22 protein-coding genes are annotated in these 25,779 nt (G+C 48.9%); 21 read left to right on the forward strand and 1 reads right to left on the reverse strand.

What is annotated here, in order from left to right:
- Nucleotides 1-21 precede the first annotated feature (21 nt).
- The 12 genes from DXA87_RS05490 to DXA87_RS05545 all read left to right on the forward strand — a co-directional run bounded on the left by DXA87_RS05490 (nucleotide 22) and on the right by DXA87_RS05545 (nucleotide 14,037).
- On the forward strand, nucleotides 22-984 hold the full coding sequence (locus DXA87_RS05490) for a bifunctional oligoribonuclease/PAP phosphatase NrnA (protein WP_181968321.1): 963 nt from the start codon (nucleotides 22-24) through the stop codon (nucleotides 982-984).
- Nucleotides 985-1,002: 18 nt separating this feature from the next.
- Nucleotides 1,003-1,905, forward strand: a complete 903-nt coding sequence (gene truB, locus DXA87_RS05495) for a tRNA pseudouridine(55) synthase TruB (RefSeq protein WP_117470761.1) — start codon at nucleotides 1,003-1,005, stop codon at nucleotides 1,903-1,905.
- Between the two features lies 1 nt (nucleotide 1,906).
- The gene (locus tag DXA87_RS05500) at nucleotides 1,907-2,836 is read left to right on the forward strand and encodes a bifunctional riboflavin kinase/FAD synthetase (protein WP_117470762.1); all 930 of its coding nucleotides are present in this window, start codon (nucleotides 1,907-1,909) and stop codon (nucleotides 2,834-2,836) included.
- A 145-nt stretch (nucleotides 2,837-2,981) separates the two neighbouring features.
- Nucleotides 2,982-4,817: a L,D-transpeptidase family protein gene (locus DXA87_RS05505; RefSeq protein WP_158553028.1), complete on the forward strand. Its 1,836-nt coding sequence runs from the start codon at nucleotides 2,982-2,984 to the stop codon at nucleotides 4,815-4,817.
- A gap of 229 nt (nucleotides 4,818-5,046) precedes the next feature.
- Complete coding sequence (gene rpsO, locus DXA87_RS05510) at nucleotides 5,047-5,313, forward strand: 30S ribosomal protein S15 (protein ID WP_015553623.1); 267 nt, start codon at nucleotides 5,047-5,049, stop codon at nucleotides 5,311-5,313.
- A 203-nt stretch (nucleotides 5,314-5,516) separates the two neighbouring features.
- Nucleotides 5,517-7,736: a polyribonucleotide nucleotidyltransferase gene (locus DXA87_RS05515; RefSeq protein ID WP_117503497.1), complete on the forward strand. Its 2,220-nt coding sequence runs from the start codon at nucleotides 5,517-5,519 to the stop codon at nucleotides 7,734-7,736.
- A 149-nt stretch (nucleotides 7,737-7,885) separates the two neighbouring features.
- Nucleotides 7,886-8,164, forward strand: a complete 279-nt coding sequence (locus DXA87_RS05520; protein WP_015553621.1) for a type II toxin-antitoxin system HicB family antitoxin — start codon at nucleotides 7,886-7,888, stop codon at nucleotides 8,162-8,164.
- Nucleotides 8,165-8,309: 145 nt separating this feature from the next.
- Nucleotides 8,310-8,753, forward strand: a complete 444-nt coding sequence (locus tag DXA87_RS05525) for a protease complex subunit PrcB family protein (RefSeq protein ID WP_015553620.1) — start codon at nucleotides 8,310-8,312, stop codon at nucleotides 8,751-8,753.
- A 291-nt stretch (nucleotides 8,754-9,044) separates the two neighbouring features.
- Nucleotides 9,045-9,716 (forward strand): serine O-acetyltransferase, encoded by a 672-nt coding sequence (gene cysE, locus DXA87_RS05530; RefSeq protein ID WP_158553029.1) that lies wholly within the window; start codon nucleotides 9,045-9,047, stop codon nucleotides 9,714-9,716.
- A gap of 318 nt (nucleotides 9,717-10,034) precedes the next feature.
- Nucleotides 10,035-11,591, forward strand: coding sequence for an SPOCS domain-containing protein (locus DXA87_RS05535; RefSeq protein WP_117503498.1), 1,557 nt, complete (start codon nucleotides 10,035-10,037; stop codon nucleotides 11,589-11,591).
- A 442-nt stretch (nucleotides 11,592-12,033) separates the two neighbouring features.
- The gene (locus tag DXA87_RS05540) at nucleotides 12,034-12,297 is read left to right on the forward strand and encodes a GIY-YIG nuclease family protein (RefSeq protein ID WP_015553617.1); all 264 of its coding nucleotides are present in this window, start codon (nucleotides 12,034-12,036) and stop codon (nucleotides 12,295-12,297) included.
- 153 nt (nucleotides 12,298-12,450) lie between these two features.
- The gene (locus tag DXA87_RS05545) at nucleotides 12,451-14,037 is read left to right on the forward strand and encodes a serine hydrolase (protein WP_117470766.1); all 1,587 of its coding nucleotides are present in this window, start codon (nucleotides 12,451-12,453) and stop codon (nucleotides 14,035-14,037) included.
- A 68-nt stretch (nucleotides 14,038-14,105) separates the two neighbouring features.
- On the opposite strand, the gene DXA87_RS05550 is transcribed toward DXA87_RS05545, so the two are convergent.
- Nucleotides 14,106-14,762 carry a hemolysin III family protein gene (locus DXA87_RS05550; protein ID WP_117470767.1) on the reverse strand — a complete coding sequence of 219 codons (657 nt, stop codon included), beginning with the start codon at nucleotides 14,760-14,762 and terminating at the stop codon, nucleotides 14,106-14,108.
- A 276-nt stretch (nucleotides 14,763-15,038) separates the two neighbouring features.
- Here DXA87_RS05550 and DXA87_RS05555 point away from each other — a divergent pair, with 276 nt between their 5' ends.
- The 9 genes from DXA87_RS05555 to bioD all read left to right on the forward strand — a co-directional run bounded on the left by DXA87_RS05555 (nucleotide 15,039) and on the right by bioD (nucleotide 25,696).
- Nucleotides 15,039-15,839, forward strand: a complete 801-nt coding sequence (locus DXA87_RS05555) for an RluA family pseudouridine synthase (RefSeq protein WP_117503499.1) — start codon at nucleotides 15,039-15,041, stop codon at nucleotides 15,837-15,839.
- A 211-nt stretch (nucleotides 15,840-16,050) separates the two neighbouring features.
- Nucleotides 16,051-16,575 (forward strand): hypothetical protein, encoded by a 525-nt coding sequence (locus tag DXA87_RS05560; RefSeq protein ID WP_117470769.1) that lies wholly within the window; start codon nucleotides 16,051-16,053, stop codon nucleotides 16,573-16,575.
- Nucleotides 16,576-16,578: 3 nt separating this feature from the next.
- Nucleotides 16,579-18,174, forward strand: coding sequence for a type I restriction-modification system subunit M (locus DXA87_RS05565; RefSeq protein ID WP_117470770.1), 1,596 nt, complete (start codon nucleotides 16,579-16,581; stop codon nucleotides 18,172-18,174).
- 2 nt (nucleotides 18,175-18,176) lie between these two features.
- The gene (locus DXA87_RS05570; protein ID WP_117470771.1) at nucleotides 18,177-19,394 is read left to right on the forward strand and encodes a restriction endonuclease subunit S; all 1,218 of its coding nucleotides are present in this window, start codon (nucleotides 18,177-18,179) and stop codon (nucleotides 19,392-19,394) included.
- A gap of 2 nt (nucleotides 19,395-19,396) precedes the next feature.
- Nucleotides 19,397-22,345, forward strand: a complete 2,949-nt coding sequence (locus tag DXA87_RS05575) for an HsdR family type I site-specific deoxyribonuclease (protein WP_117470772.1) — start codon at nucleotides 19,397-19,399, stop codon at nucleotides 22,343-22,345.
- Between the two features lie 59 nt (nucleotides 22,346-22,404).
- Nucleotides 22,405-23,583 (forward strand): AI-2E family transporter, encoded by a 1,179-nt coding sequence (locus tag DXA87_RS05580; RefSeq protein ID WP_117503500.1) that lies wholly within the window; start codon nucleotides 22,405-22,407, stop codon nucleotides 23,581-23,583.
- A 79-nt stretch (nucleotides 23,584-23,662) separates the two neighbouring features.
- On the forward strand, nucleotides 23,663-24,163 hold the full coding sequence (locus tag DXA87_RS05585) for an N-acetyltransferase (protein ID WP_117503501.1): 501 nt from the start codon (nucleotides 23,663-23,665) through the stop codon (nucleotides 24,161-24,163).
- A 285-nt stretch (nucleotides 24,164-24,448) separates the two neighbouring features.
- On the forward strand, nucleotides 24,449-24,997 hold the full coding sequence (locus DXA87_RS05590) for a biotin transporter BioY (protein WP_117503542.1): 549 nt from the start codon (nucleotides 24,449-24,451) through the stop codon (nucleotides 24,995-24,997).
- Between the two features lie 3 nt (nucleotides 24,998-25,000).
- On the forward strand, nucleotides 25,001-25,696 hold the full coding sequence (gene bioD / locus DXA87_RS05595; protein WP_117484644.1) for a dethiobiotin synthase: 696 nt from the start codon (nucleotides 25,001-25,003) through the stop codon (nucleotides 25,694-25,696).
- Nucleotides 25,697-25,779 lie beyond the last annotated feature (83 nt).

Raw genomic sequence — 25,779 nt, forward strand, 5'->3', positions numbered from 1 at the left:
ACATTAAGGGAGGCGGAACTTTTGGGAATTCTTGATGAGATGCTGGAAGGAAAGAAGAGCATTGTGATCCTGGGCCATGTAAATCCTGACGGGGACTGTATCGGTTCCTGTCTGGGACTCTATAATTATCTGAAGGAAAATTATGAGGGGCTTGAGGTCTCGGTGTATCTGGAGAAAATGGGAGTGAAATTTTCCTTTCTTTCCGGTTTTGAGGATGTACACACAGAATACGACGACACAAAAACATTTGACCTTTGCATCACATCGGATGCCAGCGACGTTCCACGCCTGGGCGTCTTCGCCCCGTACCGGGAGACAGCAAAAGATACATTCTGCGTTGACCACCACATCACGAACAAGGGAATGTGCAGGGTCAACGTGATCGAGAGCTGGGCAAGCTCCGCAAGTGAGGTGGTGTTCCGCCTTCTCGATAAGGGAAAGATCAGCAAAGCGGTCGCAGAGTGCCTGTATACGGGAATTGCTCATGACACCGGTATCTTCAAGTTCTCAAACACATCGAGACAGACCATGGAGATCGCCGGGTTTTTAATGGAAAAGGGCATCGATTTCCCAAAGATCATCGACGACAGCTTTTTTGCGAAGACATATGGTCAGGCGAAGATTCACGGCCGGGCTGTTCTCGAAAGTGTCCGGATTCTGGATAACCGTTGTGTATACACGGTTGTCACGACGGATGAGTTAAGGGAATATGGCTGCACCGTAAAGGCCACGGACGGAATCGTGGACCAGCTTCGGATCATTGAAGGCATCGAGATCGCGTTTCTGCTCTACCAGACGGGAAATCCTGACGAGTACAAGGTGAGCCTCAGAACGAACTCCGCAGTGGATGTGAGCCGGATCGCCCTGAGCTTCGGCGGCGGCGGACATGTGAAGGCCGCAGGCTGCACGATGACGGGGGAGCCGCAGGAGATCGTGGAGAAGATCAGCGGAAAGATCCGCGAGCAGTGGGAAGAGCTCAAGTAACGAACACCGGAGGAAAGAATGTACGACGGAATTATTAACGTATATAAAGAAAAAGGATTCACCTCCCACGATGTGGTGGCGAAAATGCGGGGGATCCTGGGTCAGAGAAAGATCGGTCATACGGGGACTCTCGATCCGGCGGCGGAAGGCGTTCTTCCGGTGTGCGCCGGAAAAGGCACAAAGCTCTGCGATATGCTGACTGACCACGACAAGACATACAGGGCTGTTCTTCTTCTGGGAACCGAGACGGACACGGAGGACACGACGGGTACGGTGCTGGAGACGAAAGAAACATCGGGCCTCACTGAAAAAGAAGTGCAGGACGCGGTCCTCTCCTTTATCGGGGATTACGCCCAGATTCCGCCGATGTACTCGGCACTCAAGGTCGATGGAAAGAAGCTCTATGAGCTTGCGAGAGAGGGGAAAAACGTGGAGCGGAAGGCGCGCCCGGTTAAGATCTTCGATATCAAGATCGAGAAGATGGAGCTCCCGGAAGTTACGATGACCGTGTCCTGTTCAAAGGGAACTTATATCCGAACCTTGTGCCATGATATAGGCGCGAAGCTCTCCGTCGGCGGCTGTATGAAGGAGCTGCTTCGGACAAAGGTGGGCCGGTTTGAACTCTCGGAGAGCCTGACACTGGACGAGCTTCAGAAGTTAAAAGAGGAAGACCGGTTGGCGGAGGTCGTACTTCCGGTGGAGGAAGTTTTCAAGGAGCTTCCGGAGATCCGCTCGGATACGGAGGAGCTCGATAAGCTCTTAAAGAACGGAAATCCGTTCCGCAGCCGCGCGGTAAAAGATATAAGGGGCGGGGACATGTTCCGGGTTTATCATTCGGATGGAACCTTTATCGGGGTGTTTAGGTACGACGAAGGGAAACACATGTACTATCCGGAAAAAATCTTTCTGGGAGGAAATTGACATGCAGTACATCGCGGAAACCAGAGAGTTTCAGATCAAAGAGAAGACAGTCGTCAGCATCGGTAAATTCGACGGTCTCCACAGGGGACACCAGAAGCTGATGCATGAGATGTTAAAATGGAAGGAACAAGGCTTTAAGATCGCCGTGTTCACCTTCGCGACGCCTCCGGGAACCCTGGTAAAGGGAAAGATGCAGACTATGATCATGACGAACCCGGAGCGTGAGATGCTTTTGGAGAAAGCCGGTGTTGACTACATCGTGGAATACCCATTTGATGAGGAAGTATGCCATATGGCACCGGAGAAGTTCGTCTCCGACATCCTGGTGGGACACATGAACGCCGGGGTCATCGTTTCCGGTCCGGACTGCCACTTTGGATACAAGGCAGCCGGGGACTGCGCGATGCTGGAGCGCCTGTCGTCTGAGTACGGATACCGCTATTTTGTTGTTGACAAGGAGCGGGACGAGGAAGGAAAGATCATCAGCAGCACCTACATCCGTGAGATGCTGGCGGACGGAAATATCATAAAGGCAAACAAGCTTTTGGGGTATTATTACTTTGTCACCGGAACGGTGCAGCATGGAAACGCCATCGGACACACAAAATTATATCCGACGGCGAACCTGATCCCGCCGGCGGTGAAACACCTGCCGAAGTTCGGCGTCTATGTGACGAGGGTGACCGTGGACGGAAAAACTTACGGCGGACTGACAAATGTGGGGGCAAAGCCTACGATCTCCGGGGAAAATCCGGTGGGAGTGGAGACTTATCTCTATAATTTTGCGGGAGATCTCTACGGAAAAGAGATGAAAGTGGAGCTTCTCGACTTTGTGAGACCGGAGATGAAGTTTGAGTCTATCGGCGCGCTGAAGGCACAGCTGGACCATGATATCAAGGAGTGCCAGAGACGGTATCTGGAGTTTGCGTAAATATTCATAAATTTCAGAAAAGTATCATAAAAAAGAACATCATCCGTTTCCCGCAAAAGGATGGGAGACGGGCGTATCTAAAAAGAGAAGGTAACTGTCTGGAAAAGCTTTGCCCATGCAGTGCGGATCTGACGGACAGTTATACATGGAGAAGGAAGAATTGGAGTTAGAAAATAAGCCGGAAGGCGGGGAAAAAGAAAAGCAGGCGCCGGAGCAGAAGCCGGCGATGACATATGCAGCATTTAAGGCCCAGAAAGGGAGAAAACGGGGGAAAAACCGTGGGACCGGAATGAATAAGGACCTGGCGGTAAAGATCGCGGCTGTGTGCGGCGGCGTGGTCGTTCTCGTTGGGGCCGTTGGCGGCGGCCTCTACTGGCATGAATCCTCAAAATACAAGACATGTTTTCTGCCCGGAACCATCGTTGACGGCATGGATGTGACGGGAAAGACGGCATCGGAAGTGGAAGACGCCATCATGGAGCAGTTAAAGGGATATACGCTGACCATCAATGGGCGCGAGGATCTCTCTGAGTCCATCACCGGGGAGAGTGTGGGACTTTACGCGGAGTTTGATGATACGTTAGATAAGGCCATTGCCTCCCAGAAGCCGATGGACTGGGGAAAATATCGGTTTGGAAAAGCGGTGAATGAGGTAAATACGGATGCCCTGCTCCGCTACAGCGACGATATGCTGAATGAGGCATTAGAAGGTCTCTCCTGCATGGACGAGGAAAATATGAGAGAGCCGGAGGACGCGAAGATCTCTGATTATGATTCCGCAACAGGCTCTTACTCGATCATAAAAGAGGATGAGGGAACGGAGCTCCAGGAGGACAAGGTGAAAGAGGCGGTCGCCACTGCGATCATGTCCCTGGCGGAGAGCGTGGACCTCGAGGAGCAGGGATGTTATCTGGCTCCTTCGGTGACCTCCGAGGACGAGGCACTTAAGACGGCCTGCGAGACCATGAACAAGTATGTGGGGGCGAAGATCACATATAAGTTTGGAGATAAAGCGGAGACGCTGAACGGAAATGAGATCCATAACTGGCTCACGGTCAACGGGACGAGCGTCAGTGTCAGCGAGTCGAAGGCGGCGGAGTATGTCAAGAACCTGGCATCCACCTGTAACACCGCGTATAAGCCGAAGACATTGAAGACATCCTACGGAAAGACGGTGACCATTACCACCGGAAATTACGGATGGAAGATCGACCAGGCGAAGGAGACGGCAGCTCTCGTGAGCCTCATCAAAAATGGGGAGCAGACATCCAGAGAGCCGGAATATTCCCAGAAGGCCGCGAGCCATTCGGGAAATGATTATGGAAATACATACGTGGAAATCAACCTGACGGCGCAGCATCTTTACTTCTATGCGAATGGAAAGCTTCTTGTGGAGTCGGATTTCGTGTCCGGAAATGCCGCGAAGGGCTGGAGTACCCCGGCGGGTGCTTATTCCATCACGTATAAGCAGAGAAATGCGACCCTGAAAGGCCAGGGATACGCGACTCCTGTTTCCTACTGGATGCCGTTTAACGGCGGAATTGGTCTGCATGACGCGAATTGGAGAAAGACATTTGGCGGAACGATCTACAAGAGTGGCGGATCCCACGGCTGCGTCAACCTGCCGCCGGCAGTGGCGAAGACCATCTACGAGAACATCTCCGCGGGAGATCCGGTCCTGTGCTACCATTTAGACGGCACGGAGAGCTCCAAGACCAGCGGAACGAAGAAGGACGGAACGGCGGAGACAACGGCAGCTACGACGGCAGTGCCGACAACCGCGGCACCTGAGACGACGGCAGCACCGGCGACCACGGCAGCGCCGGAAACGACCGCGGCGGGACCGTCCGTGCCGGAGACAACCGCGGCACCTGAGACGACACCTGCAGTTACGGCGGGCGGGGACAACGAGAGCTTCGGACCGGGATTCGTGCAGGAGACGGAAGGCATGACAGAGCAGGAAGTCGGACCTGGATTTTAAAATCGGTTTAAAAGAAAAGCAGTTCAATTCCGTGACGTTTAAACACGATTTGAACTGCTTTTTTGAACTGGAAGATTCTGGAGCTTTTTATGAAAAAAACTTATTTACTTTTAAAGACAGGTATGCTATACTGTCAGAGTATGTGAAAGCGCCGACGCTCGGTCAGCGGATAACTCCAACCGGGACCTGGTGATCGGTAAGTTTAAAGAATTTTAAGGAGGAAATCACAATGATTTCAAAGGAAAAGAAAGCAGCTATTATCGCTGAGTACGGCAGAAAACCGGGCGACACAGGTTCACCGGAAGTTCAGATCGCAATTCTTACAGAGAGAATCGCAGAGCTCACAGAGCATTTAAAAGTTAACCCGAAAGATCATCATTCCAGACGTGGTCTTCTTATGATGGTAGGTCAGAGACGTGGTCTCCTTGCATACCTTAAGAAATCTGATCTTGAAGGATACCGTGCTCTTATTGAGAAGTTAGGCATCAGAAAGTAATAGCAGACTTATGGGTGGAGCGCATGATTTCGTGTACTCCACCTTTGTTGTAATTGACAGACGGAAGAAACTTCCGAGACCGCTAAAGTAGGCATGAGTGATCCGGAGCTTACGGGTTCGCGTGTTAACCAATGCGTGGATCATGTTTAGTTTAGTAGTTTCGGCTTCTTCTGTCGCAACATTTAAGAAAAGGAGACGAAGCCATGTTTAAGAGTTTTTCCATGGAACTTGCAGGACGTACCCTTACCGTTGAGGTAGGCCGTGTTGCAAAGCAGGCAAATGGTGCAGCATTCATGCACTACGGCGATACAGTTGTTCTTTCTACCGCAACTGCATCTGACAAGCCGAGAGACGGGATCGATTTCTTCCCGTTAAGCGTAGAATATGAAGAAAAATTATACTCCGTAGGAAAAATCCCGGGCGGATTCACAAAGAGAGAGGGAAAGGCATCCGAGAACGCGACCCTTACTTCCCGTGTTATCGACCGTCCGATGCGTCCGTTATTCCCGAAGGACTACAGAAACGACGTAACACTTGACAACATTGTTATGTCTGTTGACCCGGAGTGCAGCCCGGAGCTCACAGCTATGCTCGGTTCCGCGATTGCTACATGCATTTCCGATATTCCGTTCGACGGTCCGTGTGCAATGACCCAGGTAGGTCTTATTGACGGCGAGTTCATTATCAACCCGACCGCTGCTCAGAAGAAAGTTTCTGACCTTGCTCTTACCGTTGCGTCCACAAGAGAGAAAGTTATCATGATTGAGGCCGGCGCGAAGGAAGTTCCGGAGCAGACCATGATCAACGCGATCTTCAAGGCACACGAAGTAAACCAGGAGATCATTAAATTCATCGACCGCATCGTTGCTGAGTGCGGTAAAGAAAAGCACACTTACGAGAGCTGCGCAATTCCGGATGAGCTGTTTGCTGCGATCAAAGAGATCGTTCCGCCGGCTGAGATGGAAGAGGCAGTATTTACAGACGAGAAGCAGAAACGTGAGGAGAACATCCGCCAGATCACAGAGCGTCTCGAAGAGGCATTTGCTGAAAACGAAGAGTGGCTTCCGCTTATCGGACAGGCTGTTTACCAGTATCAGAAGAAGACCGTAAGAAAGATGATCTTAAAAGACCACAAGCGCCCGGATGGCCGCCGCATCGACGAGATCCGTCCGTTAGCTGCTGAGATCGATATCCTTCCGCGCGTACATGGTTCCGGTATGTTCACCCGCGGACAGACCCAGATCTTAAACGCCTGCACACTTGCACCGCTTTCCGAGGCACAGCGTCTTGACGGTCTTGATGAGAATGAGACAACAAAGAGATATATGCACCACTACAACTTCCCGTCCTTCTCCGTAGGTGAGACAAAGCCGTCCAGAGGACCGGGACGCCGTGAAATCGGTCATGGCGCTCTTGCTGAGCGTGCCCTTGTACCGGTACTTCCGAGCGAGGAAGAGTTCCCGTACGCGATCCGTACTGTATCTGAGACAATGGAGTCCAACGGTTCCACATCTCAGGCCAGCATCTGTGCATCTACCCTGTCCCTTATGGCAGCAGGTGTTCCGATCAAGACTATGGTAGCCGGTATCTCCTGCGGTCTTGTAACAGGCGAGACAGACGACGATTACATCGTTCTTACCGATATCCAGGGTCTTGAGGACTTCTTCGGAGACATGGACTTCAAGGTAGGCGGTACTCACGAAGGTATCACTGCGATCCAGATGGATATCAAGATCCACGGTTTAACACGCCCGATCATCGAGGAGGCGATCAGACGCTGCCGTGAAGCAAGACTTTACATCATGGATAACATTATGGCTCCGGTTATCAGCGAGCCGAGAAAGACTCTGTCCAAGTACGCTCCGAAGATCACACAGATCACCATCGATCCGGCTAAGATTGGCGATGTAGTCGGCAAGCAGGGTAAAGTGATCAATAAGATTATCGAGGAGACTGGCGTTAAGATCGACATCACAGATGACGGTGCAGTCAATGTCTGCGGTACTGATCAGGAGATGATCGACAAGGCGATCGCTACGATCAAGAACATCGTGACAGATGTTGAGCCGGGCATGATCTACACAGGTAAGGTTGTCCGCATCATGGAATTCGGCGCATTTGTTGAGCTTGCTCCGAATAAGGATGGTATGGTTCACATCTCCAAGCTTTCCGACAAGCGTGTCGCTAAGGTTGAGGATGTTGTCAACATCGGCGATGAGGTTACGGTAAGAGTCGTTGAGGTAGACCGCATGGGAAGGATCAACCTGACCATGAGACCGGAAGATATGACAGCAGACCTTGAGAAGTTAACACGTCCGGAAAGACGCGAGAGAAGCGACCGCCCAGAGAGACGCGATGACAGAAGAGGCGGACGCCGCGACGACAGACGCGAGCGTTCTGAGAAGAAGGAAGATAACGAGTAAGACATGTCAGAGTCCGGTTATGTGCCAGTTTTGGTTACTGCATGACTGAACGGTGCTGCTTACGATAAATACATGGGCCGCAGCCTGCAGCGTTTGCTTTGCAGCCTGCGGCTCATGTTGATTAAAAAAAGATCGGAGAGGAGAAAACTATGACATTTACATATCCTGCCGTATTTACAGAGAAAGAAGATGGAACCGGTTATCACGCATTCTTTCCGGATCTGGAGATGTGTGAGGCGGACGGTGCCGATTTAGAGGACGCTATCGAAAACGCCAGAGATGCAGCCCAGAACTGGATCAGCGTAGAGCTGGAAGAATTCGAGGGCGACCTGCCTTTCGCGACTCATGTAGACGATATTGAGCTTGCAGAGAATCAGGTTGCGAAGCAGATCATGGTAAAGATCAAGTTTTTACCGGACAGCGACTGATGGGATTTTTGCTTTCCAGCTTACGTGTTCTTACGGTCAGCGCAGCAAGTGGGCAGATCTGCTGAACAGTTACGAATAAGAAACTCATATAAATGGGATCCCCGGAATAGGATTGTAACAAAATCCATGATGGGGATCTTATTTTATGTTCAGACGTTTGCCAAGGCGCGCGAGAAAGGTGCTTACGGTGCTGGGAGTCCTGATGGTGATCTTGGGCGGGATTGCGGCATTTACCGGATGTCAGTCCGGAAATTCTGAGGAGAAGCAGGGAGAAGACCTGGAATTTACAGTCACCGGGGAGGCGGATATCCCGGCGGCATTAAAGGAGCTGATCGACAAAAAGCGGGAAAAACCATTCAAGCTTACATACGCGGACGGGCTGGAAATGTATATCGTCATCGGCGAGGGTCCGCAGAAAGGCGGCGGCTACAGCGTGGCGGTGAAGGAACTCTATGAGACGGATAATTCCATCGTGATCCGCACGGAACTTACGGGACCGGAGGCTGGTGAGGCGAGGGGGACAGAGAACTCGTATCCGGTGCTGATCGTGAAGACAGAATATCGGGATAAGCCGGTGGTATTTCAGTAAAGCCTGACTGTCGTGTTTTGCTTACAAATGCGTTTCCTTATATTGTGTAATCAGAAATTACTTTATATAGGTAAGACAGACTCGATATTTTGCACTGATGTATTGAGTTAACGCTTTACTTTGATAATCATTTCTGCTAGAATACATGTAATCAGCCATAAATGTCCTGACGGCAGATGTGGAACGTGACCGATTGACCGAAATGATCTGATGTGAAGAAATTCGGACACACAATATGGGCAGAATACGTATGATAGACAGAGAAAATATGTCTTAAAAGATTACAACGGGATGGCAGAGGAGAGGAAAAACATGTTGTTGAAAGATATCTGGCTTGATGTAAAGGCGGTTCAGGAGAGAGATCCGGCGGCGAGAAGCGCGCTGGAGGTCCTGCTTTTATACCAGGGAGTCCATGCCCTGATCTGGCACCGGATCGCTCACTGGTTCTGGACCCACAATATGCGGTTCCTCGGCCGTCTGATCTCCCAGATCGCCAGATTTTTCACTCTGATCGAGATCCATCCGGGCGCGGTCCTGGGACGTGGGATCCTCATCGACCACGGCTGCGGCATCGTCATCGGCGAGACCACGGTGGTGGGGGATAACTGCACGATCTACCAGGGCGTGACGTTGGGCGGTGTCGGAACAAAGAAGGGAAAACGCCATCCGACCATCGGAAACAATGTCCTCATCGGAGCCGGAGCGAAGATCCTCGGCGCCTTCGAGGTGGGTGACAACTGCCAGATCGCAGCGAACGCGGTCCTTTTAAAGCCCCTGGAGGAGAACAGTACCGCAGCCGGAATCCCCGCGAGACAGGTCAAAAAGGACGGTGTGCCGGTGAAAGATCCGTCAAAGAAGATCAACACGGAACACATCTGCAAGATGCAGGAGACCATCGACGAGCTGGAGCGCCGGGTGAAAGAGCTGGAGAAGGAGCTGGAAAAGGCGAAGGAGGAGCTGTAGCAGAATAGATCTAAGCAGCAGTACAACCGGAGGACCTTTAAGCAGACCTGCGGATGTGCTGCATTGAGCGAAAAGAAGCCCAGGCTGCCAGACTGAAAGTAACAACGGGCGTAACTGTTCAGTAGGTCTGCGCACTTGCTGCGCTGACCGTAAGAAAACATAGGCTGGAGGGCAAAAATCCCATCAGCGAAGCTGATCTGGAATGGATTTTTGCGTGTAACTATGAAGGTACTGAATAGTTACCAACGGGCATAAAATAATAACTGCCATCATACAATTTCCTAAAGCATGGCTTTGGAAAGGTATGGTGGCGTTTTTATGATGGAACTTTTGAAGAAACATATCCACATGAACCGTCGCAGGGGGAACGTCACGTCCCAGATGACCCTGGATGACGATTTCAATGTGCCGGATTCTATGGATGATGTGGAAGAACTGATCATGGAGAACGGGGAGGTAAAAATTGAGTCGGTGAAGAACCCCGGCGAGAAGGCGGAGATCAGTGGAAAACTGGAATTCCGGATCCTGTACCGGCGGCCCGGCGGAGAACTCACAGCTCTTGCCGGCAGCATCCCGTTTACGGAGACCGTACATATGCCGGGGCTTGCGGAGAATGACTACGTGCAGGCGGGCTGGGAGCTGGATGACCTGAATGTGAGTCTCATCAACTCGAGAAAACTGAATGTCAAGGCGTTAGTGACCCTGGAACTCAAGGCGGACGAGATCCGGGACATGGAGACGGCGTCGGACGTGAAATTCGACGGTGAGGTGGAGGTATTGAAGAAGACGCTGACCGTGGCTGCCATCGCCGTTCGGCGGCGGGACACGTTCCGGGTGCGGGAAGTCCTTACGATCCCTGGAAACGACCCGGACGCGGAGACGCTTTTGTGGCAGGATATGCGGCTTCAGGATGTGGAGACAAAGCCCCTCGACGGGAAGATCCATATCAGCGGCGATCTTCTGGTATTTGCAGTCTACTCTGCGGGCGGCGGGCAGATGCCGGTGCAGTGTTTCGAGGAGACTGTGCCGTTTTCCGGGAATGTGGAGCTCACAGAATCAGCGGAGGACATGATCCCGTTTATCACGGTGAAGTTAGTGCACCGGGATATGGAACTGCAGCCGGATTCCGACGGCGAGATGCGGGAGATATCCGTGGACGCGGTCATGGAACTGGACATCAGGCTCTACGAGGAAGAGCAGGTGGAGCTTCTCGGGGACCTCTATGCCCTGGACCGGGAGGCGGTTCCGGAGACAGGGACGGTGTGCTTTGATACGCTGGCAGTGCGGAACCAGGTGAAGACGAAGATCCAGGAGAAGGTCCAGCTCACCGGAAGGCAGCGGATCCTGCAGGTATGCCACAGCGACGGGGACGTGAAGATCGATGAGGTCCAGATCAAGGAGGACGGAATCCACATGGACGGGGTCCTGGAGATCCGGCTTTTATACCTGACGGCGGATGACCAGGCACCTGTGGGGGCAGCGTCGGAAGTGCTGCCGTTCCATCTGATGGCAGCTGCGGATGGTCTGACGCAGGATGTGGTATATGAGATTGAACCGGGAATCTCCGGGCTTACAGCTGTCATGGCAGGCGGGGACGCCGTGGAGGTGAAGGCTCAGATCACGGCGGATGTGCTGGTGTTAAAGCCTGTCTGCGAGCAGACGGTCCTGAGCGTGGCGGAGGAACCTTTGGATACGGAGCGGCTCAAAAAAATTCCGGGGATCATCGGATATGTGGTGAAGCCGGGGGACAGTCTCTGGAAGATCGCCAGGATGTTCCACACAAGCGTAGAACGGATCATGGAGCTAAACCACCTGTCAGACAGCACGATCCGGCCGGGCGACAGGCTGATTTTAGTGAAAACGGTGCAGGGATAGAGCTGGTTCCGCGTGTGACTGTTGTCCGGTGCTGCTTTTTATTGAAAAAACAAGTGCAAAATGCGGCAATGTGTGATTTTCCCCGAATGTCTGGTTGCAATTCGGGGAAAATTTTATATAATGGTATGAGTGGGATTTTCTGCTCGCAGCAAAATGACATTGGTCAGGAGCGACAGAATGTTATGGAATATGCCAGAATCGGAAACAGAAGAATGCTCCTGTAACGTTCTGAAAACTGCGGCATAAAATAACAGTACCACAGAAAATCACATCTAAGGCATCCCGATGCTTTCATATAGATTCCGCGGGCTCAGGCTTTCGGAGAACGGTGATGGATTCCATGGTCCCATTGCCGTTTACATAACATGTAAAGTGTCAGAGAGCAGGGAATGTCGGGGCAGGATACAGGCGGGTGCCGGTATCGCCGTGAAATGGAGAAAACATGAACTATACATATCTTCTGGAATGTTCGGACGGGACACTCTACTGCGGCTGGACGAATGACCTGGAAAAAAGGGTGAAGGCGCACAATTCCGGGCGCGGGGCGAAGTACACGAAGTCCAGACGGCCGGTGCGGCTTGTGTGGTATGAGACTTTCGAGACGAAGGAAGAGGCGATGAGCCGGGAAGTGAAGGTAAAACAGCTTTCCCGGAATCAGAAGGATGAACTGGTGGCCCATGGGCCGGTTGAAAGGCCGATTTCCTGAAAAGCCCCGTAAGCGTGCGGCAGAGCATTGTTTATTGCGCTGGCCGCAGGAAAACATCACATATAAGGCAGAAATGCATCGATTTTTGAAATGGATTTTTGCTAGTATCTGTGAGAAAACCGAACAGATACGGAATACAGGGAGAAAATATTTATGATTTGTACTTTTAAAAAGAAACTGGCAAAGGTGCTCTGCGGCGTGCTCGTGTTTACCCAGCTGGGAACGATGCAGGCTTTCGCGAGACCCGACTGGCCATCCGACACGGGAATCGAGGCGGAGGCGGGAGCTGTCATGGACGTGGACACCGGAACGATGCTTTTCGGACAGAACAGCCATGTGGAATACTATCCGGCGAGTATCACAAAGATCCTCACAGCCCTCGTGGTCCTGGAACATGCGGACCTCACTGACACGGTCACTTACTCGGACAAGGCCATGAACTCCGTGGAGGTGGACAGCGGAAATAAGCTGAGTCTCGTGGCGGGAGACACTATGACCGTTGAGGACTGCCTGTACGCGCTGCTTCTTGCATCCGTCAACCAGGCGGCAAACGCCCTGGCGGAACACGTGGCAGGCAGTATTCCGGACTTTGTTGACATGATGAACGCGAAGATCTCGGAGCTTGGATGCACGGAGAGCCATTTCGCGAACCCATCGGGCCTCAACAACGATGACCAAGTGGTTACAGCGTTTGATATGACGAAGATCGCGGCTGCGGCCTACAGTAACCCGAAGCTTCTGGAGATCAGTTCCGCGAAGTCATGGAAGGTGGGACCGACGACGAACAACCCGGACGGGGCCAGTGTGCGGAATGAGCACCGTCTCGTGATCACGGAGGACACTTCCAGCGAGTATTACTGCCCGGAGGCGGTGGCAGGAAAGACCGGATATCTCTTAAAAGCAGGAAACACGCTTGTTACATACGGTGAGAAGGACGGAAGACGTGTTGTATCCGTCATCTTAAAGGGAAGTCCGAGACAGTATTTCATTGATGGAAAATCGTTGCTGCAGTTTGGCCTGAACCGGTTCCAGAATGTGGATATCGCGGAGAATGAGACGAGATATGTCACAGGAGAGGACCAGGTGGATGTAAACGGGACAAGCTATGCGCCGTCCGACCTGGCGATCCAGACAGGAAAAAAGATCACACTTCCGAAGGACGCCACATTCGCGGACGCGGAATTAAGTCTCGGCGCAGTTCCGGACGGAGCGCCGGAGGGAACGGTCGGAGTGCTCAACTACATTTACAATGAGAGAAAGATCGGCTCCGCGTACCTGATGACGAAGGCGGGGGCGGAAGCACTTGCGGCTGCTGAGGCAGCAGGAGGGGCCGAGACCACTGCAGCGGAAGAAACGTCCGAGGAGAGCACAGACGCTGCGGATCCGTCAGCAGATGACGAGAGCACTGAGGCTGAGACGGAGACCATGGGCGAGGCAGATGTGACCACGGCGGCAGGTGACGCGGACAACGCATCGAATCAGGCGGGCAGCAATGATGTGAAGACCGGATTCCCTGCGAAGATCCTCCTGATCGTGATCGGAATCCTCGCGGCAGCAGCCCTGATCGGCGGTGGTATCTGGTTCATGATCCAGAACAACAGGAAAGAGGCGGAAGCAGAAGCACTTCGCCGCGAAAAGAGAAGACAGCGTCTCGTTGCCGAAGGCGGTGACGCGGAGGCCGAGTTCAACAGACTGCTTGAAGAGAAGCGGAAGAGGGACGAGGAGAGACGGAAGAGATAGAAGAGAGAAAGCGGCTGGATCAATTGTGATCCGGCCGCTTTTCTGATATACTGGAAATGAAGTTGGTTTTACGCGGCAGCCACATATCCGTACATCATCATGTAATGGCAGAAGCTTCCGCCCATGACGAAGAGATGGAAGATCTCGTGGGAGCCGAAATTTTTATGCTTCGAGTTGAAGATCGGCAGTTTCAGCGCGTAGATCACACCGCCGATGGTATAGATGATGCCGCCGGCGAGAAGCCATGTGAAAGCGGCAGGTGTGAGAGCGGCAACGATCTGGCGGATCGCCATGATGCATACCCAGCCCATCGCGATGTAGATCACGGAGGAGAACCACTTCGGGCAGTTGATCCAGAGGGCATTGATGATGATGCCTACGATGGCGATGCCCCAGACAAGGGACAGCATCCGGTAGCCGGACTTATTTCCGAGGACGATCAGGCACACCGGTGTGTAGGTTCCGGCGATCAGGATGAAGATCATCATGTGGTCGATTTTCCGAAGGATCTTATTGACATGCTCAGAAATGTCGAAGGTGTGGTAGACCGTGCTTGCGGCGTAGAGCAGGATCATGCTGACGATGAAGACGCTCAGGGCCTTTAGGTGCATGGTTCCGGGGACGGATGCGGCCTTGATTAAAAGCGGCGTCGCGGCAACCATTGCGGTCAGCATTGCGATAAAGTGAGTCAGCGCGCTTCCGGGATCTTTTATTTTCAGTTCCATAATCATTCCTCCAATCATGCGGGATAGCCTGTGTTGAACAGGGAAAATATTGGAAATCAGAATGTGCGTGACTGTATGAAATGAATTAGTCCGATATGGATCTGCGATAATAGGTTGTGGCGGACAAATTTCAGATCATTGCAGCAAATGAACGCAGGGTCTGGTTTCAAAGTTAAAGTGGATATTTAAAATGCGACACGTAGTTTTAGAAACTACTTATCGCGTTTGAATATACTATACCACTTACGATAAAAATATGCAAGGGGAAATATTTTGATGTTAAAAGTATTATATGAGGACGACGAGATCCTGGTGGTCATAAAGCCTGCGGGCGTGGAATCCCAGGCTGCGAAGCGGTTCGCACCGGATATGGTCAGCGAGGTGAAAAAACACCTGGTTATCAACAAATCATGCACACCGGGGAAGGAACCTTATGTGGGAGTTATCCACAGACTGGACAAGCCTGTGTCCGGCGTGATGGTGTACGCGAAAACGAAACGGGCGGCAGCGGCTTTAAGTGAGCAGGTTCAGAGCCATAAGATGAAAAAAATCTACACAGCAGTTGTCCACGGAAGACCTGTGAATATGGTGGATAACTATGTGGATTATATGGTGAAAACACCGGACGGGAATTATTCACAGGTTGTGGATAAGGGGATAACCGGTGCGAAAAAGGCGGAGCTGTCCTATGAAGTCTTAAAGACGATCGACGGGGAAGCTGCCGGGATGCCGGGGAAGGAACTGAGTCTGGTGAGGGTTGCGCTGAAGACCGGACGCCATCACCAGATCCGTGTACAGATGGCGCATCATGGGACGCCGCTGTATGGGGATATGAAATATGGAGTGCCTGTGGGGACTGCCAAACTTGATAAGAAAGAGAATGCAGACCAGGGAACCATGAAGGCAGCAGGAAATAGAAATATGCCGGGTATCAGAACAGCAGGAAATATGGGAAGTGGAAGAGAGTCGATCGCACTCTGCGCTTCATCGCTGACTTTTTTTCATCCGGTGACGAAGAAAGAAATGACGTTTGAGATAGAACCGGTCGGAGGGGCATTTCAGTTGTTTCAAGTTTGATCCTGGTTGGGCTGTTTTCGGCTGCAGGTTGTGACATTGGCAACTGTGGAAATGAGAACAAGGGAGGCCTTGTTCTAGAAATACAGTAGTGCAAAAGAGTCATGCTTTATATGACTCTTTTTGTAATTTAACTAAATTACATATTGACAAAACCCAAAAGAAATACTATTATATAATTGTAATTTAGCTAAAGTACAAAGGAAGGAGCGAGATGAAACATTTAAGACTAGAAGAATTGGTTCAATTTGCTTTGGGAAAAAATGTGACACGCTTAAAAAATTCGGGAAATGCGATTTATACTCCGGAAGATTTTGAGAAGGATTTGCACAGTATAAATCAGAGCAAAGAAGCTTCGGAGTGCATTATAAGCATGATTAAATCAAAGGCGGCTCCGGTATCAAAAGAAACAGAAAATTTGTGTATCACGTCTAATTTCTTAAAATGTTCATTTGATTCAGACACCCTGGATCCGTGGTACTTTTGCTACCAGTTTAATGAAGGACGAGAGATTGAAGAACAGGTTGTAAGGTATTATCAAGGTAATACCTTGAGTGTAAAAAAACTTACAATTCAGAGTATCGGGGGATTGACCATGCCGCTTCTGGGAATTGAGCAACAACACATTGTTGGAGAACTTTATCGAAAAGCAATTATTCAACGGGATTTAATTATACAGCAGGCAGAAAATGTAATGGATATGACGTTAGCAATGATTAGAAAATATGAGGAGAATTAAAGTATGACAACAAGTAAGGATTTACTGCAGGTTTTATGGAACGGTGCGGATGTGCTTCGCGGAAAAATGGATGCAAATGAATATAAAACATATCTTTTAGGATTGGTATTTTACAAGTATCTGTCAGATTCCTACCTGTCGAAAGCGTATGATCTGTTAATGGATGAAGTGCCGGAAAAACTGGAAGAGGCGCAGAGGGCATATGAAGAAGCATTTTCCAGTGATGATGCAGGAGATTTACTGGCGGAGTTGAAGGAATCGTTGCATTATACATTGGAACCGACAATGACGTTTACCCATATTTTAAGTGATGTAAAGAATAATTGTTTCAAGAGAGAAAAATTACAGACCGCTTTTAACCGCGTACAGGAGTCTGATCCGCTGTTTGAGGGATTATTTGCAGATGTAGATTTGTATTCTAACCGCCTTGGAACTGGAGATCAGAAACAGAGTGCAACGATAGCAGACTTGCTTCGTGTTCTGGAGGGCGCAGATCTGATCCATACGGAAGGAGATGTTCTTGGAAATGCATATGAATATCTGATCGGTCAGTTTGCTTCTGAAACAGGAAAGAAGGCGGGGGAATTTTACACTCCACATGGACCGGCGCAAATTCTTTGTCGTATTGCTATGATGGGACAGGAAGAGAAAAAAGGCCTGCAGGTATATGACCCATGTATGGGATCCGCCTCTTTAATGTTAAGTTGCAGAAACTACTCAAAGGAACCGGATTATATAAAGTATTACGGTCAGGAATTAATGCCATCTACGTATAATCTGGCTAGAATGAATATGTTTCTTCATGGAGTACATCCGGAAAATCAGCATTTGAGAAATGGAGACACACTGGATGCAGACTGGCCGACAGATGAAGAAACAGAATTTGATGTGGTAACCATGAATCCGCCGTATTCTGCAAATTGGTCTGCAGCGGAGGGATTTAAACAGGATGAACGTTTTATGGATTATGGCGGTAATCTGGCACCGAAGTCAAAAGCAGATTATGCGTTCTTACTGCATGGATTTTATCATTTAAAACAGAGCGGAACGATGGCAATCGTACTGCCGCATGGGGTATTGTTCAGGGGCGGAGCAGAAGGCAGAATTCGTGAAATTTTATTAAAGAACGGATCCATTTATGCAGTTATTGGTCTACCGTCCAATATGTTTTATAATACATCTATTCCGACCTGTATTATTGTGTTAAAAAAGCACAGGGATGGACGGGATGTGCTTTTCATTGATGCTTCGAATCTTTTTGTAAAAGAAAAGAAACAGAATGTTATGACAGAAGAACACATTGGACATGTACTGGAGCTGTATAAAAATCGTAAACCGGTAGAAAAAGAAGCGTATCTGGCTTCTTATGAGGATATTGAAAAGAATGACTTTAATTTGAATATTCCGCGCTATGTAGATACAACAGAAGAAGAGCCGGAAATCAGTTTAAAAGATCTAACCGTAAAGATCCAGGATACAGATAGAGCAATTAAAGATGGAAACAAAGAATTACTGGAAATGATGAAAAACCTGACTTTTAAAACTTCGGAAACCAAGGAAGACGTTGAAGCATTTATTCGTGTGTTTGAGGAGATGTAGACATGGGAAATACACCAAATATCCGGTTTAAGGGATATACAGACGATTGGGAACAACGCAAGCTGGGGGCGGTTGTCGAAGATTATGTCAAAAAAACGACGGTCGAAGATCAATATCCTGTTTTAACTTCATCTCAGCAAAAAGGAATCGTATTACAAGACGATTATTTTTCAGGAGATCGAGTAAGTCAAAACGGAAACGTAGGATATTTTATAATTCCGCGGGGATATTTTGCTTTTCGAAGTAGAAGTGATAATGATGTATTTGTATTTAACCGTAATGATGTTGCGGATATGGGGATAATAAGCTATTTTTACCCAGTATTTAAACCAAAGGGGGTAGATTCAGATTTCCTGCTACGCAGATTAAATTATGGTTTGGAAGATCAAATTAAAATAAATTCTGAGGGAACTGGACAGCATGTTTTGTCATTGAAAAAGTTTAAAAATATGGTTGGATTATTTCCATCATATGAAGAGCAGAAAAAAGTTGGCTCTTATTTTTCGAAAATAGACAACCTCATCAGCCGTCATCAGCAAGAGTATGATAATATGGCAGCATTAAAGAAGTATATGCTGCAAAAAATGTTTCCAGCGAACGGGGAAAAGGTTCCAGAAATTCGATTTGAAGGATTTACTGATCTTTGGGAACAGCGTAAGTTGGATGATTGGGGAACTTTTTATTATGGGAGAAGCTGCCCAAAGTGGTCAGTAACAGAAGATGCAACCATTCCGTGTATAAGGTATGGGGAACTTTATACAAAATTTGGAGCAAAAATAGATAAAGTTTATTCATACACAAATATGCCACCTGATAACCTTAGATTTAGTAAAGGTACAGAAGTATTGATTCCACGAGTAGGTGAGGATCCGATGGACTATAATCACTGTACATGGCTTTCTATGCCGAATGTAGCGATTGGTGAAATGATTTCAGTCTTTAATACCGACAACAATCCATTGTTCACGGCCACGATGTTTAATGCTACTTTGCGGAATGAATTTGCGATGAGGGTTGAGGGTGGAAGTGTAACTAATCTTTATTTTGAAAAATTGAAAAATATAGAAGTTTCGTTCCCGTCCAAAGATGAGCAAGTAAAGATAGCGACATATTTTGAAAATCTCGACCACATCATCACCCTTCATCAGCGTAAGCGTGATGAACTCTTAGAACTTAAAAAGTACATGCTGCAAAACATGTTTCCAAAGAAAGAAGGTTGAGTATGCCGGAATTAGAATCCATTATTGAGCGTAGGTTGATTGATCAACTCTGCCGGGAAGAATCCCAATGGACGTATCGCCCGGACATTAAGACGGAGGATCAGCTTTGGGAGAATTTTAAGTATATCCTGGAACAGAACAATAAAGCTAAGCTGGATAATACACCGCTTAGTGAGTCGGAATTTGCCAAGATTAAGAATGACGTTTCCCATGCATCATTTTACGATGCAGGGAAATGGCTGGTTGGAGAAAATGGACAGGTCTATATACATATTCAGAGAGGGAACGAATCTATCCACCTGCAGGTGATGAACAATGAGCATATTGCGGGCGGAACCAGTGTTTATGAGGTGATTAACCAGTATCAGGTCTTCTCGTCAGAAGGGCAGGTTGACAGCCGAAATCGTAGATTTGATGTGACACTTCTTATAAATGGAATTCCAATGATCCATATTGAGTTGAAAAATAAAGAGCATTCTTATATGGATGGATATCGTCAGATCAAAAAATATATAGCGGAAGGAAAGTTCCGTGGTTTATTTTCTAATGTACAGATGTTTGTTGTCAGCAATGCAGTAGATACAAAATATTTCGCTGCGGCAAGAGACATAGAGCTGAATAAGAAATTCATCACAGGTTGGATCGATAAAGAGAATCAGCCAGTTTGTGATTACATTGAATTTTGCAAAGCTGTTTTACGGATTCCGCAGGCGCATGAGATGGTAACAAAATATACGATTCTGGATAATGAGAAAAAGAAACTTCTGATTTTACGACCGTATCAGATTCATGCGATCTGCGCTATGCGTGAGGCATCGAAGCAGGGAAAGTCGGGCTATATTTGGCATACGACGGGGTCTGGAAAGACGATGACTTCCTATAAGGCCACCAGAAATCTATTAATGGATATTCCATCCATTGAAAAGACAATTTTTTTGATTGACCGAAAAGATCTGGACACCCAGACAACCATGGAATTCCAGTCTTATGCTGTTCAGGATACCATTGACGTAGATGATACGGAGCATGTTGGAAAGTTGATTGAGCGTTTAACGGACGGTAAGCGCCATATGATTGTAACAACCAGACAGAAACTGCAGATTATGATCGACCGCCGGTTGAAAGAAGATGACAAGAACTATCAGAAAATCCGGAATCTGCGGGTTGCCTTTGTTGTGGACGAATGTCACCGCGCAGTCACTCCGGAAACGAAGCGTTTGATTGAGCGCTTTTTCAGCCATTCTTTATGGTATGGATTTACCGGAACACCTATATTCGATGAGAATAAATATGAATTGAAGGGAGATCTGCCTCAGACAACAGAGGAAATGTATGGAGAGTGTCTGCATAGTTATACCATTAAAGAGGCGATCCATGACTCCGCAGTGCTTGGTTTTATGGTAGAAACAATGGGGGCGAAAAGTGAAGTAGATCCGGCTGCATATGAATCAGAAACACACATGAGAAAAGTGCTGGATGTTATTTTGAATCGTTCCGAGGTTAAATTTGGACTGCAGAATGGCAAGGGAAAAACTTATGAAGCGTTTCTCACGGTAGATTCGATTGAGAGAGCGCAGAAATATTATAAAATGATTTGTGATATCAAAGCAGGAAAGGATGAACTTAAGATTTCTGATGAAATTACAAAGGCTTATCCGGATTTTCCAAAAGTTGCGATCACGTATTCGATATCAGAAAATGATGAGAAATCCCACGTAAACCAGGTGGAAATGGAACAGTCTCTGGATGATTATTATCGGATGTTTGGGACAAGTTATAAACTGCAGATGATCCAGGCATATAATAAAAACTTGAATGAGCGATTAGCCAGAAAAGAAAAACGATATTTAAATCGGGATCAGCAGTTGGACCTTGTAATTGTGGTGGATCGTCTCCTGACTGGCTTTGATGCTCCATGCTTATCTACTCTGTTCATTGATCGTCCGCCTATGAAATATCAGAATCTTATCCAGGCATTCTCAAGGACCAATCGGTTACTGGATGACAAGAAAATGTATGGTCAGGTTGTTACGTTCCAGGAGCCGGAAGCATTTAAAAACGCAATCAATGCAGCGCTGACACTTTATTCCAAAGGTGGATATAGCACTGCTGTATCTGAAGACTGGGATAAAGTAAAGCAGGAGTTTTCAATATCTGTGCAGGCGATTCACGCGCTGGCAAAGACACCGAAAGACATTGCTGCGTTATCCAGAAAACAGAAAAGATCATTTATTCATATGTTCCGGTCTTTAGATCATGACTTTGCACATTTAAAGGCATTTTCAAACTACGAAGAATCCATATTAAAGGAGTATGATTTTTCGGAACAGGAATATGAAAACTATGCAGCTATGTATAAGAATGTGATGGAAGAGTTTCGAAATGAAAAAGATACTCCAGATGGAGAAGAGCCAGTTATGGATGATTATGATCTGATTGCTTATCATAAGCTGCAGGTGGATTTTGAGTATATTCTTGAATTATTGCAGGGTTTTATTGAGTCATTGGATCCTAAACAGGATAATTACAAAGAATCGAATTTCAAGGAAGATTTGAAAACTATTCGGGAATTGATCGAGGAGTTCGCTAAGACAAATCAAAAGCTCAGCGATCTGCTAGGTACGATCGTAGATGAAATTGAAGCTGATAAGAGCAAATATATTGGTCAGGATATTTCTATGATTGTTAATCAGATGAGGCAGGAAGCTATTGAACGTGAAGTGGAAACTTTTTCCAGAAAATGGTTTTTAGATCCAGAAGAAGTAAAATATGAGGTATTCAATTTCCGGGACGGTGAATTGGCAAATGAAACAAATATGAAAGAAAAGGCAGACTATGCAGCATATAAGAGCCAAACAGAAGCACCTATGTCAAAATTTAAATTCCGAAAGAGCCTGATAGAAGAGTTTAAAAATGAGCTGATGAATAATGTACAGCCCTTATTGAATTAGGTGAAGATCTTTGGATTCAAAGGTCGAGGCTTGTAAATGATCATGTCCTGCTAAGAACCATGGAAAAAACAGATTATGGAATCGTCCCGATGCGCGCATATCGCGGGAATTTCCGCCCATACTATGAGCAGTACAAAGGAAGTACAAATCAGAAAACGGGTGATTCCATGGTAAGTCCTGAGAAAAAACTGAAGAAATTTCTACTGATTCTGGGAATCACGGGTGCGGTATACGGAGCGTTCCGTTATTTGTTACCCCTCGTGATTCCCTTTTTATGTGCATATGGGACGGCTCTGTTTCTGCGCCCGTCGGTCCGGTTCCTCTCGAACCGCATTGCGGTGCCGTTTCGGGGGGAGATGCACCATCTGCCGGTGTCGCTTGTCGGCGGGATCGAACTTCTGGTGATGTCATGCCTTGTTTTCGGACTCCTCTACGCGGGCGGCAGCATGGCGGTGAGCCAGACGGGGCTTTTTATCCGGAGATTTCCGGACTGGCTTTCCGCCCTTGATCTGCGGCTTACGGATACCTGCCGCCTCCTGGAGCAGAAGATGGGGCTCAAGGCGGACGCGCTGGTGGAGCTTGCGGGGAGAGCAGTGGAAGAGGTCCGGCAGATGTTTAAGAACTCCACGATGCCAGTGCTCATGGACCGCTCCGTGTCTGCGCTCCGCGTGGCAGTCGCCGGGATCGTCCTTTTCTTTATCTATTTTGTCGCAGTACTCCTGACACTGCAGGAGATGGATGACATCAGGGAAAAGCGGAGCAGGTCCGCATTCCGGCGGGAATTTCTCGTAGTGGGAGAGCGGATCGCATCCGTGGTGAGCGCGTGGCTGAAGACCCAGGCGTTTATTCTGTTCCTAACAAGTGCCGTGTGTATCTTCGGACTGGCAGTGATCGGAAATCCCTATTCGTTTTTGTTTGGCTGCGGGATCGGGATCCTGGACGCACTGCCGGTATTGGGGGCCGGGACTGTGCTGATTCCGTGGGGAGTCGCGCTGCTGTTTCAGAAGGCGTGGAAAAAGGCTGCGGTGATCTTCGGCATCTATGTGGTCTGCTACTTTCTGCGTCAGATCTCAGAGGCGAGACTGATGGGGAAGCAGGTGGGGCTTTCGCCGCTGGGATCGCTGGTATCCATGTATGTGGGACTTAAGTTGTTTGGATTGTCGGGGCTGATCCTGGGACCGGTGGGAGTGCTGCTGATCGGGGATCTGGTGCGGATGTATGAGGAACAGGGGAGCTGAAAAGACAGATTGTCTTGTGAAAAATACTATGATACAATGGGAACAGCAATCAGTTTACCCGTAAAAGAGGAGAACATCTATGACAGAAGATAACTTCACAATAAGAAAAGCATCCCTAGCTGATCTCCCACGGATCCACGGGATCTACGCCGCTGCCCGCCAGTTCATGCGTGACCACGGGAACTTCAGCCAGTGGGACGGCGAGGACGCCCCGGAGCATCTGCTCCCGGGGGACATCGAGGCAGGAAATTTATATGTTCTGGAAGAAAACGGCGTGATCCATGCCGTCTTCGCCTTCATCATCGGCGCTGACCCATGCTACGCTGTGATCGAGCAGGGCGCCTGGAAGGCAGACACCCCGTACGCTGCCGTCCACCGCGTCGCAAGCGACGGTACGGTCCACAACATCCTGGGCCGGATCATGGACTTCGCCAAGTCGAAGATATCCCACATCCGGATCGACACCCACGAAAACAACAAGGTCATGCAGAGAGCGCTTGAAAAACAGGGATTTGAGAGATGCGGAATTATCTATGTCCCGGACGGAACGCCGCGGATCGCGTTTGAGTGGGGCAGGTAATCATGATGCAGATGAAAGACACCGAATAGACCATTTGGTTTTGGAGGTGTCTTTTTTGCACAAACAATTGTTAACTATACAGATATAACAGGTTGACAATGCGAAAATTCTATGTTATGCTCCTACAAGTCCATCTTTGCAATACCACCCGGGTTCTGAAGACAGCAGCCGCTGTTTCAGAAGGTATGGAAAGAACGGAAGAGTGATGCGCATGTACAGGAAAAGGGAAATGCTTCAGATTTCTTGAGCAACCAGAAAATTCAGGAGGAAATAATTTTGAAACATATGAAAACGAAAGACCTTGTGCTGTGCGCAATGTTTGTGGCATTGATCGCGGTAGGGGCATTTATCAAAGTTCCTGTTCCGGTGGTTCCGTTTACACTTCAGTTTTTATTTACGATGCTGGCGGGGCTGCTGCTGGGTCCTGTGAACGGGGCGCTGGCGGTCGTGGTTTATATTGTTCTGGGACTTGTGGGACTTCCGATCTTCACCCAGGGCGGCGGACCGGGTTATATTTTTCAGCCGAGCTTCGGCTACATCATCGGATTCGCTGTGGCAGCCTATGTGACAGGCCGGATCGCGAATGAGAAGAGCCGTCCTGGTTACAGACGCCTGCTGGCGGCAAATTTCATCGGACTCTTTATCGTGTACGCATTTGGAATGGTTTACTATTATGCGATCAGCAATTTCGTCATAAATACGCCGATCGGTCTCTGGCCGTTGTTTTTATACTGCTTTTTACTGGCGGTTCCGGGAGATATAGCGCTGTGCATTCTGGCGGCAGTCATCGGGAAACGGATGATCCCGATGATTAAAGAGGGGAGACTGGGATAGGAAATGAGCAGAAATATTTTTATCACAGGAACGGGAACGGATGTCGGAAAAACGTATGTGACAGGATTGATCGTGAAAAAACTGAGAGAGAGCGGTGCGGACGCGGCTTACTATAAGGCTGCCATGAGCGGCAATGAGAGACGGCCGGATGGCAGCCTGATCCCGGGGGACGCGCTCCAGGTAAAAAACATGTCCGGAATCCGCCAGTCCCTTGAGGAAATGTGTCCATATGTCTACGAGACAGCTGTCTCCCCGCACCTGGCATCACGGAGCGAGGGAAATCCGGTCCGGATGGAGACTGTGCTGGCGGGATTTCAGAAGGTCTGTGAGGAGTACGAGTATGTGACGATGGAGGGAAGCGGCGGAATCCTCTGCCCGCTCTGCTTTGATGAGGCGGATATCCGTCTGCCGGAGGTAGTCAAAGCCTGCGGTCTTGGGTGTCTGATGATCGCGGACGCGGGACTCGGCACGATCAACGGTGTGGCGCTGACCGCGTACTACCTCAAAGAGCAGGGAATCCCGTTGAAGGGGATCATTTTCAATCACTATAAGCAGGGAGATGTGCTCCATGAGGACAACCGGAAAATGTGCGAGTATTATACAGGAGTTCCTGTGGTTGCCTGTGTGGCGGACGGTGACACGGAGCTTTCCATGGACGCGGAGGATTTGAAAGCGCTGTATGAGACTGCGGAAAAATGACCGTGAATATGCCAAGATTATATAGGAAGCGATAAGTGCTGACGTACTCCCGGGAATCCCACCCGCAGCAGCGGAGCAGGAAA

It is taken from the genome of Desulfotomaculum sp. OF05-3 (assembly GCF_003435535.1).
In the GTDB taxonomy this organism is placed as follows: Bacteria; Bacillota; Clostridia; order Lachnospirales; family Lachnospiraceae; genus Pilosibacter; species Pilosibacter fragilis.

What these genes read in the sequence shown, in the direction of transcription:
- truB (WP_117470761.1), top strand. Translation starts at nt 1,003, where the DNA reads ATGTACGACGGAATTATTAACGTATATAAAGAAAAAGGATTCACCTCC.
- DXA87_RS05500 (WP_117470762.1), top strand. Translation starts at nt 1,907, where the DNA reads ATGCAGTACATCGCGGAAACCAGAGAGTTTCAGATCAAAGAGAAGACA.
- DXA87_RS05505 (WP_158553028.1), top strand. Translation starts at nt 2,982, where the DNA reads ATGGAGAAGGAAGAATTGGAGTTAGAAAATAAGCCGGAAGGCGGGGAA.
- rpsO (WP_015553623.1), top strand. Translation starts at nt 5,047, where the DNA reads ATGATTTCAAAGGAAAAGAAAGCAGCTATTATCGCTGAGTACGGCAGA.
- DXA87_RS05515 (WP_117503497.1), top strand. Translation starts at nt 5,517, where the DNA reads ATGTTTAAGAGTTTTTCCATGGAACTTGCAGGACGTACCCTTACCGTT.
- DXA87_RS05520 (WP_015553621.1), top strand. Translation starts at nt 7,886, where the DNA reads ATGACATTTACATATCCTGCCGTATTTACAGAGAAAGAAGATGGAACC.
- DXA87_RS05525 (WP_015553620.1), top strand. Translation starts at nt 8,310, where the DNA reads ATGTTCAGACGTTTGCCAAGGCGCGCGAGAAAGGTGCTTACGGTGCTG.
- cysE (WP_158553029.1), top strand. Translation starts at nt 9,045, where the DNA reads ATGGCAGAGGAGAGGAAAAACATGTTGTTGAAAGATATCTGGCTTGAT.
- DXA87_RS05535 (WP_117503498.1), top strand. Translation starts at nt 10,035, where the DNA reads ATGATGGAACTTTTGAAGAAACATATCCACATGAACCGTCGCAGGGGG.
- DXA87_RS05540 (WP_015553617.1), top strand. Translation starts at nt 12,034, where the DNA reads ATGAACTATACATATCTTCTGGAATGTTCGGACGGGACACTCTACTGC.
- DXA87_RS05545 (WP_117470766.1), top strand. Translation starts at nt 12,451, where the DNA reads ATGATTTGTACTTTTAAAAAGAAACTGGCAAAGGTGCTCTGCGGCGTG.
- DXA87_RS05550 (WP_117470767.1), bottom strand. Translation starts at nt 14,762, where the DNA reads ATGGAACTGAAAATAAAAGATCCCGGAAGCGCGCTGACTCACTTTATC.
- DXA87_RS05555 (WP_117503499.1), top strand. Translation starts at nt 15,039, where the DNA reads ATGTTAAAAGTATTATATGAGGACGACGAGATCCTGGTGGTCATAAAG.
- DXA87_RS05560 (WP_117470769.1), top strand. Translation starts at nt 16,051, where the DNA reads ATGAAACATTTAAGACTAGAAGAATTGGTTCAATTTGCTTTGGGAAAA.
- DXA87_RS05565 (WP_117470770.1), top strand. Translation starts at nt 16,579, where the DNA reads ATGACAACAAGTAAGGATTTACTGCAGGTTTTATGGAACGGTGCGGAT.
- DXA87_RS05570 (WP_117470771.1), top strand. Translation starts at nt 18,177, where the DNA reads ATGGGAAATACACCAAATATCCGGTTTAAGGGATATACAGACGATTGG.
- DXA87_RS05575 (WP_117470772.1), top strand. Translation starts at nt 19,397, where the DNA reads ATGCCGGAATTAGAATCCATTATTGAGCGTAGGTTGATTGATCAACTC.
- DXA87_RS05580 (WP_117503500.1), top strand. Translation starts at nt 22,405, where the DNA reads ATGGAAAAAACAGATTATGGAATCGTCCCGATGCGCGCATATCGCGGG.
- DXA87_RS05585 (WP_117503501.1), top strand. Translation starts at nt 23,663, where the DNA reads ATGACAGAAGATAACTTCACAATAAGAAAAGCATCCCTAGCTGATCTC.
- DXA87_RS05590 (WP_117503542.1), top strand. Translation starts at nt 24,449, where the DNA reads ATGAAAACGAAAGACCTTGTGCTGTGCGCAATGTTTGTGGCATTGATC.
- bioD (WP_117484644.1), top strand. Translation starts at nt 25,001, where the DNA reads ATGAGCAGAAATATTTTTATCACAGGAACGGGAACGGATGTCGGAAAA.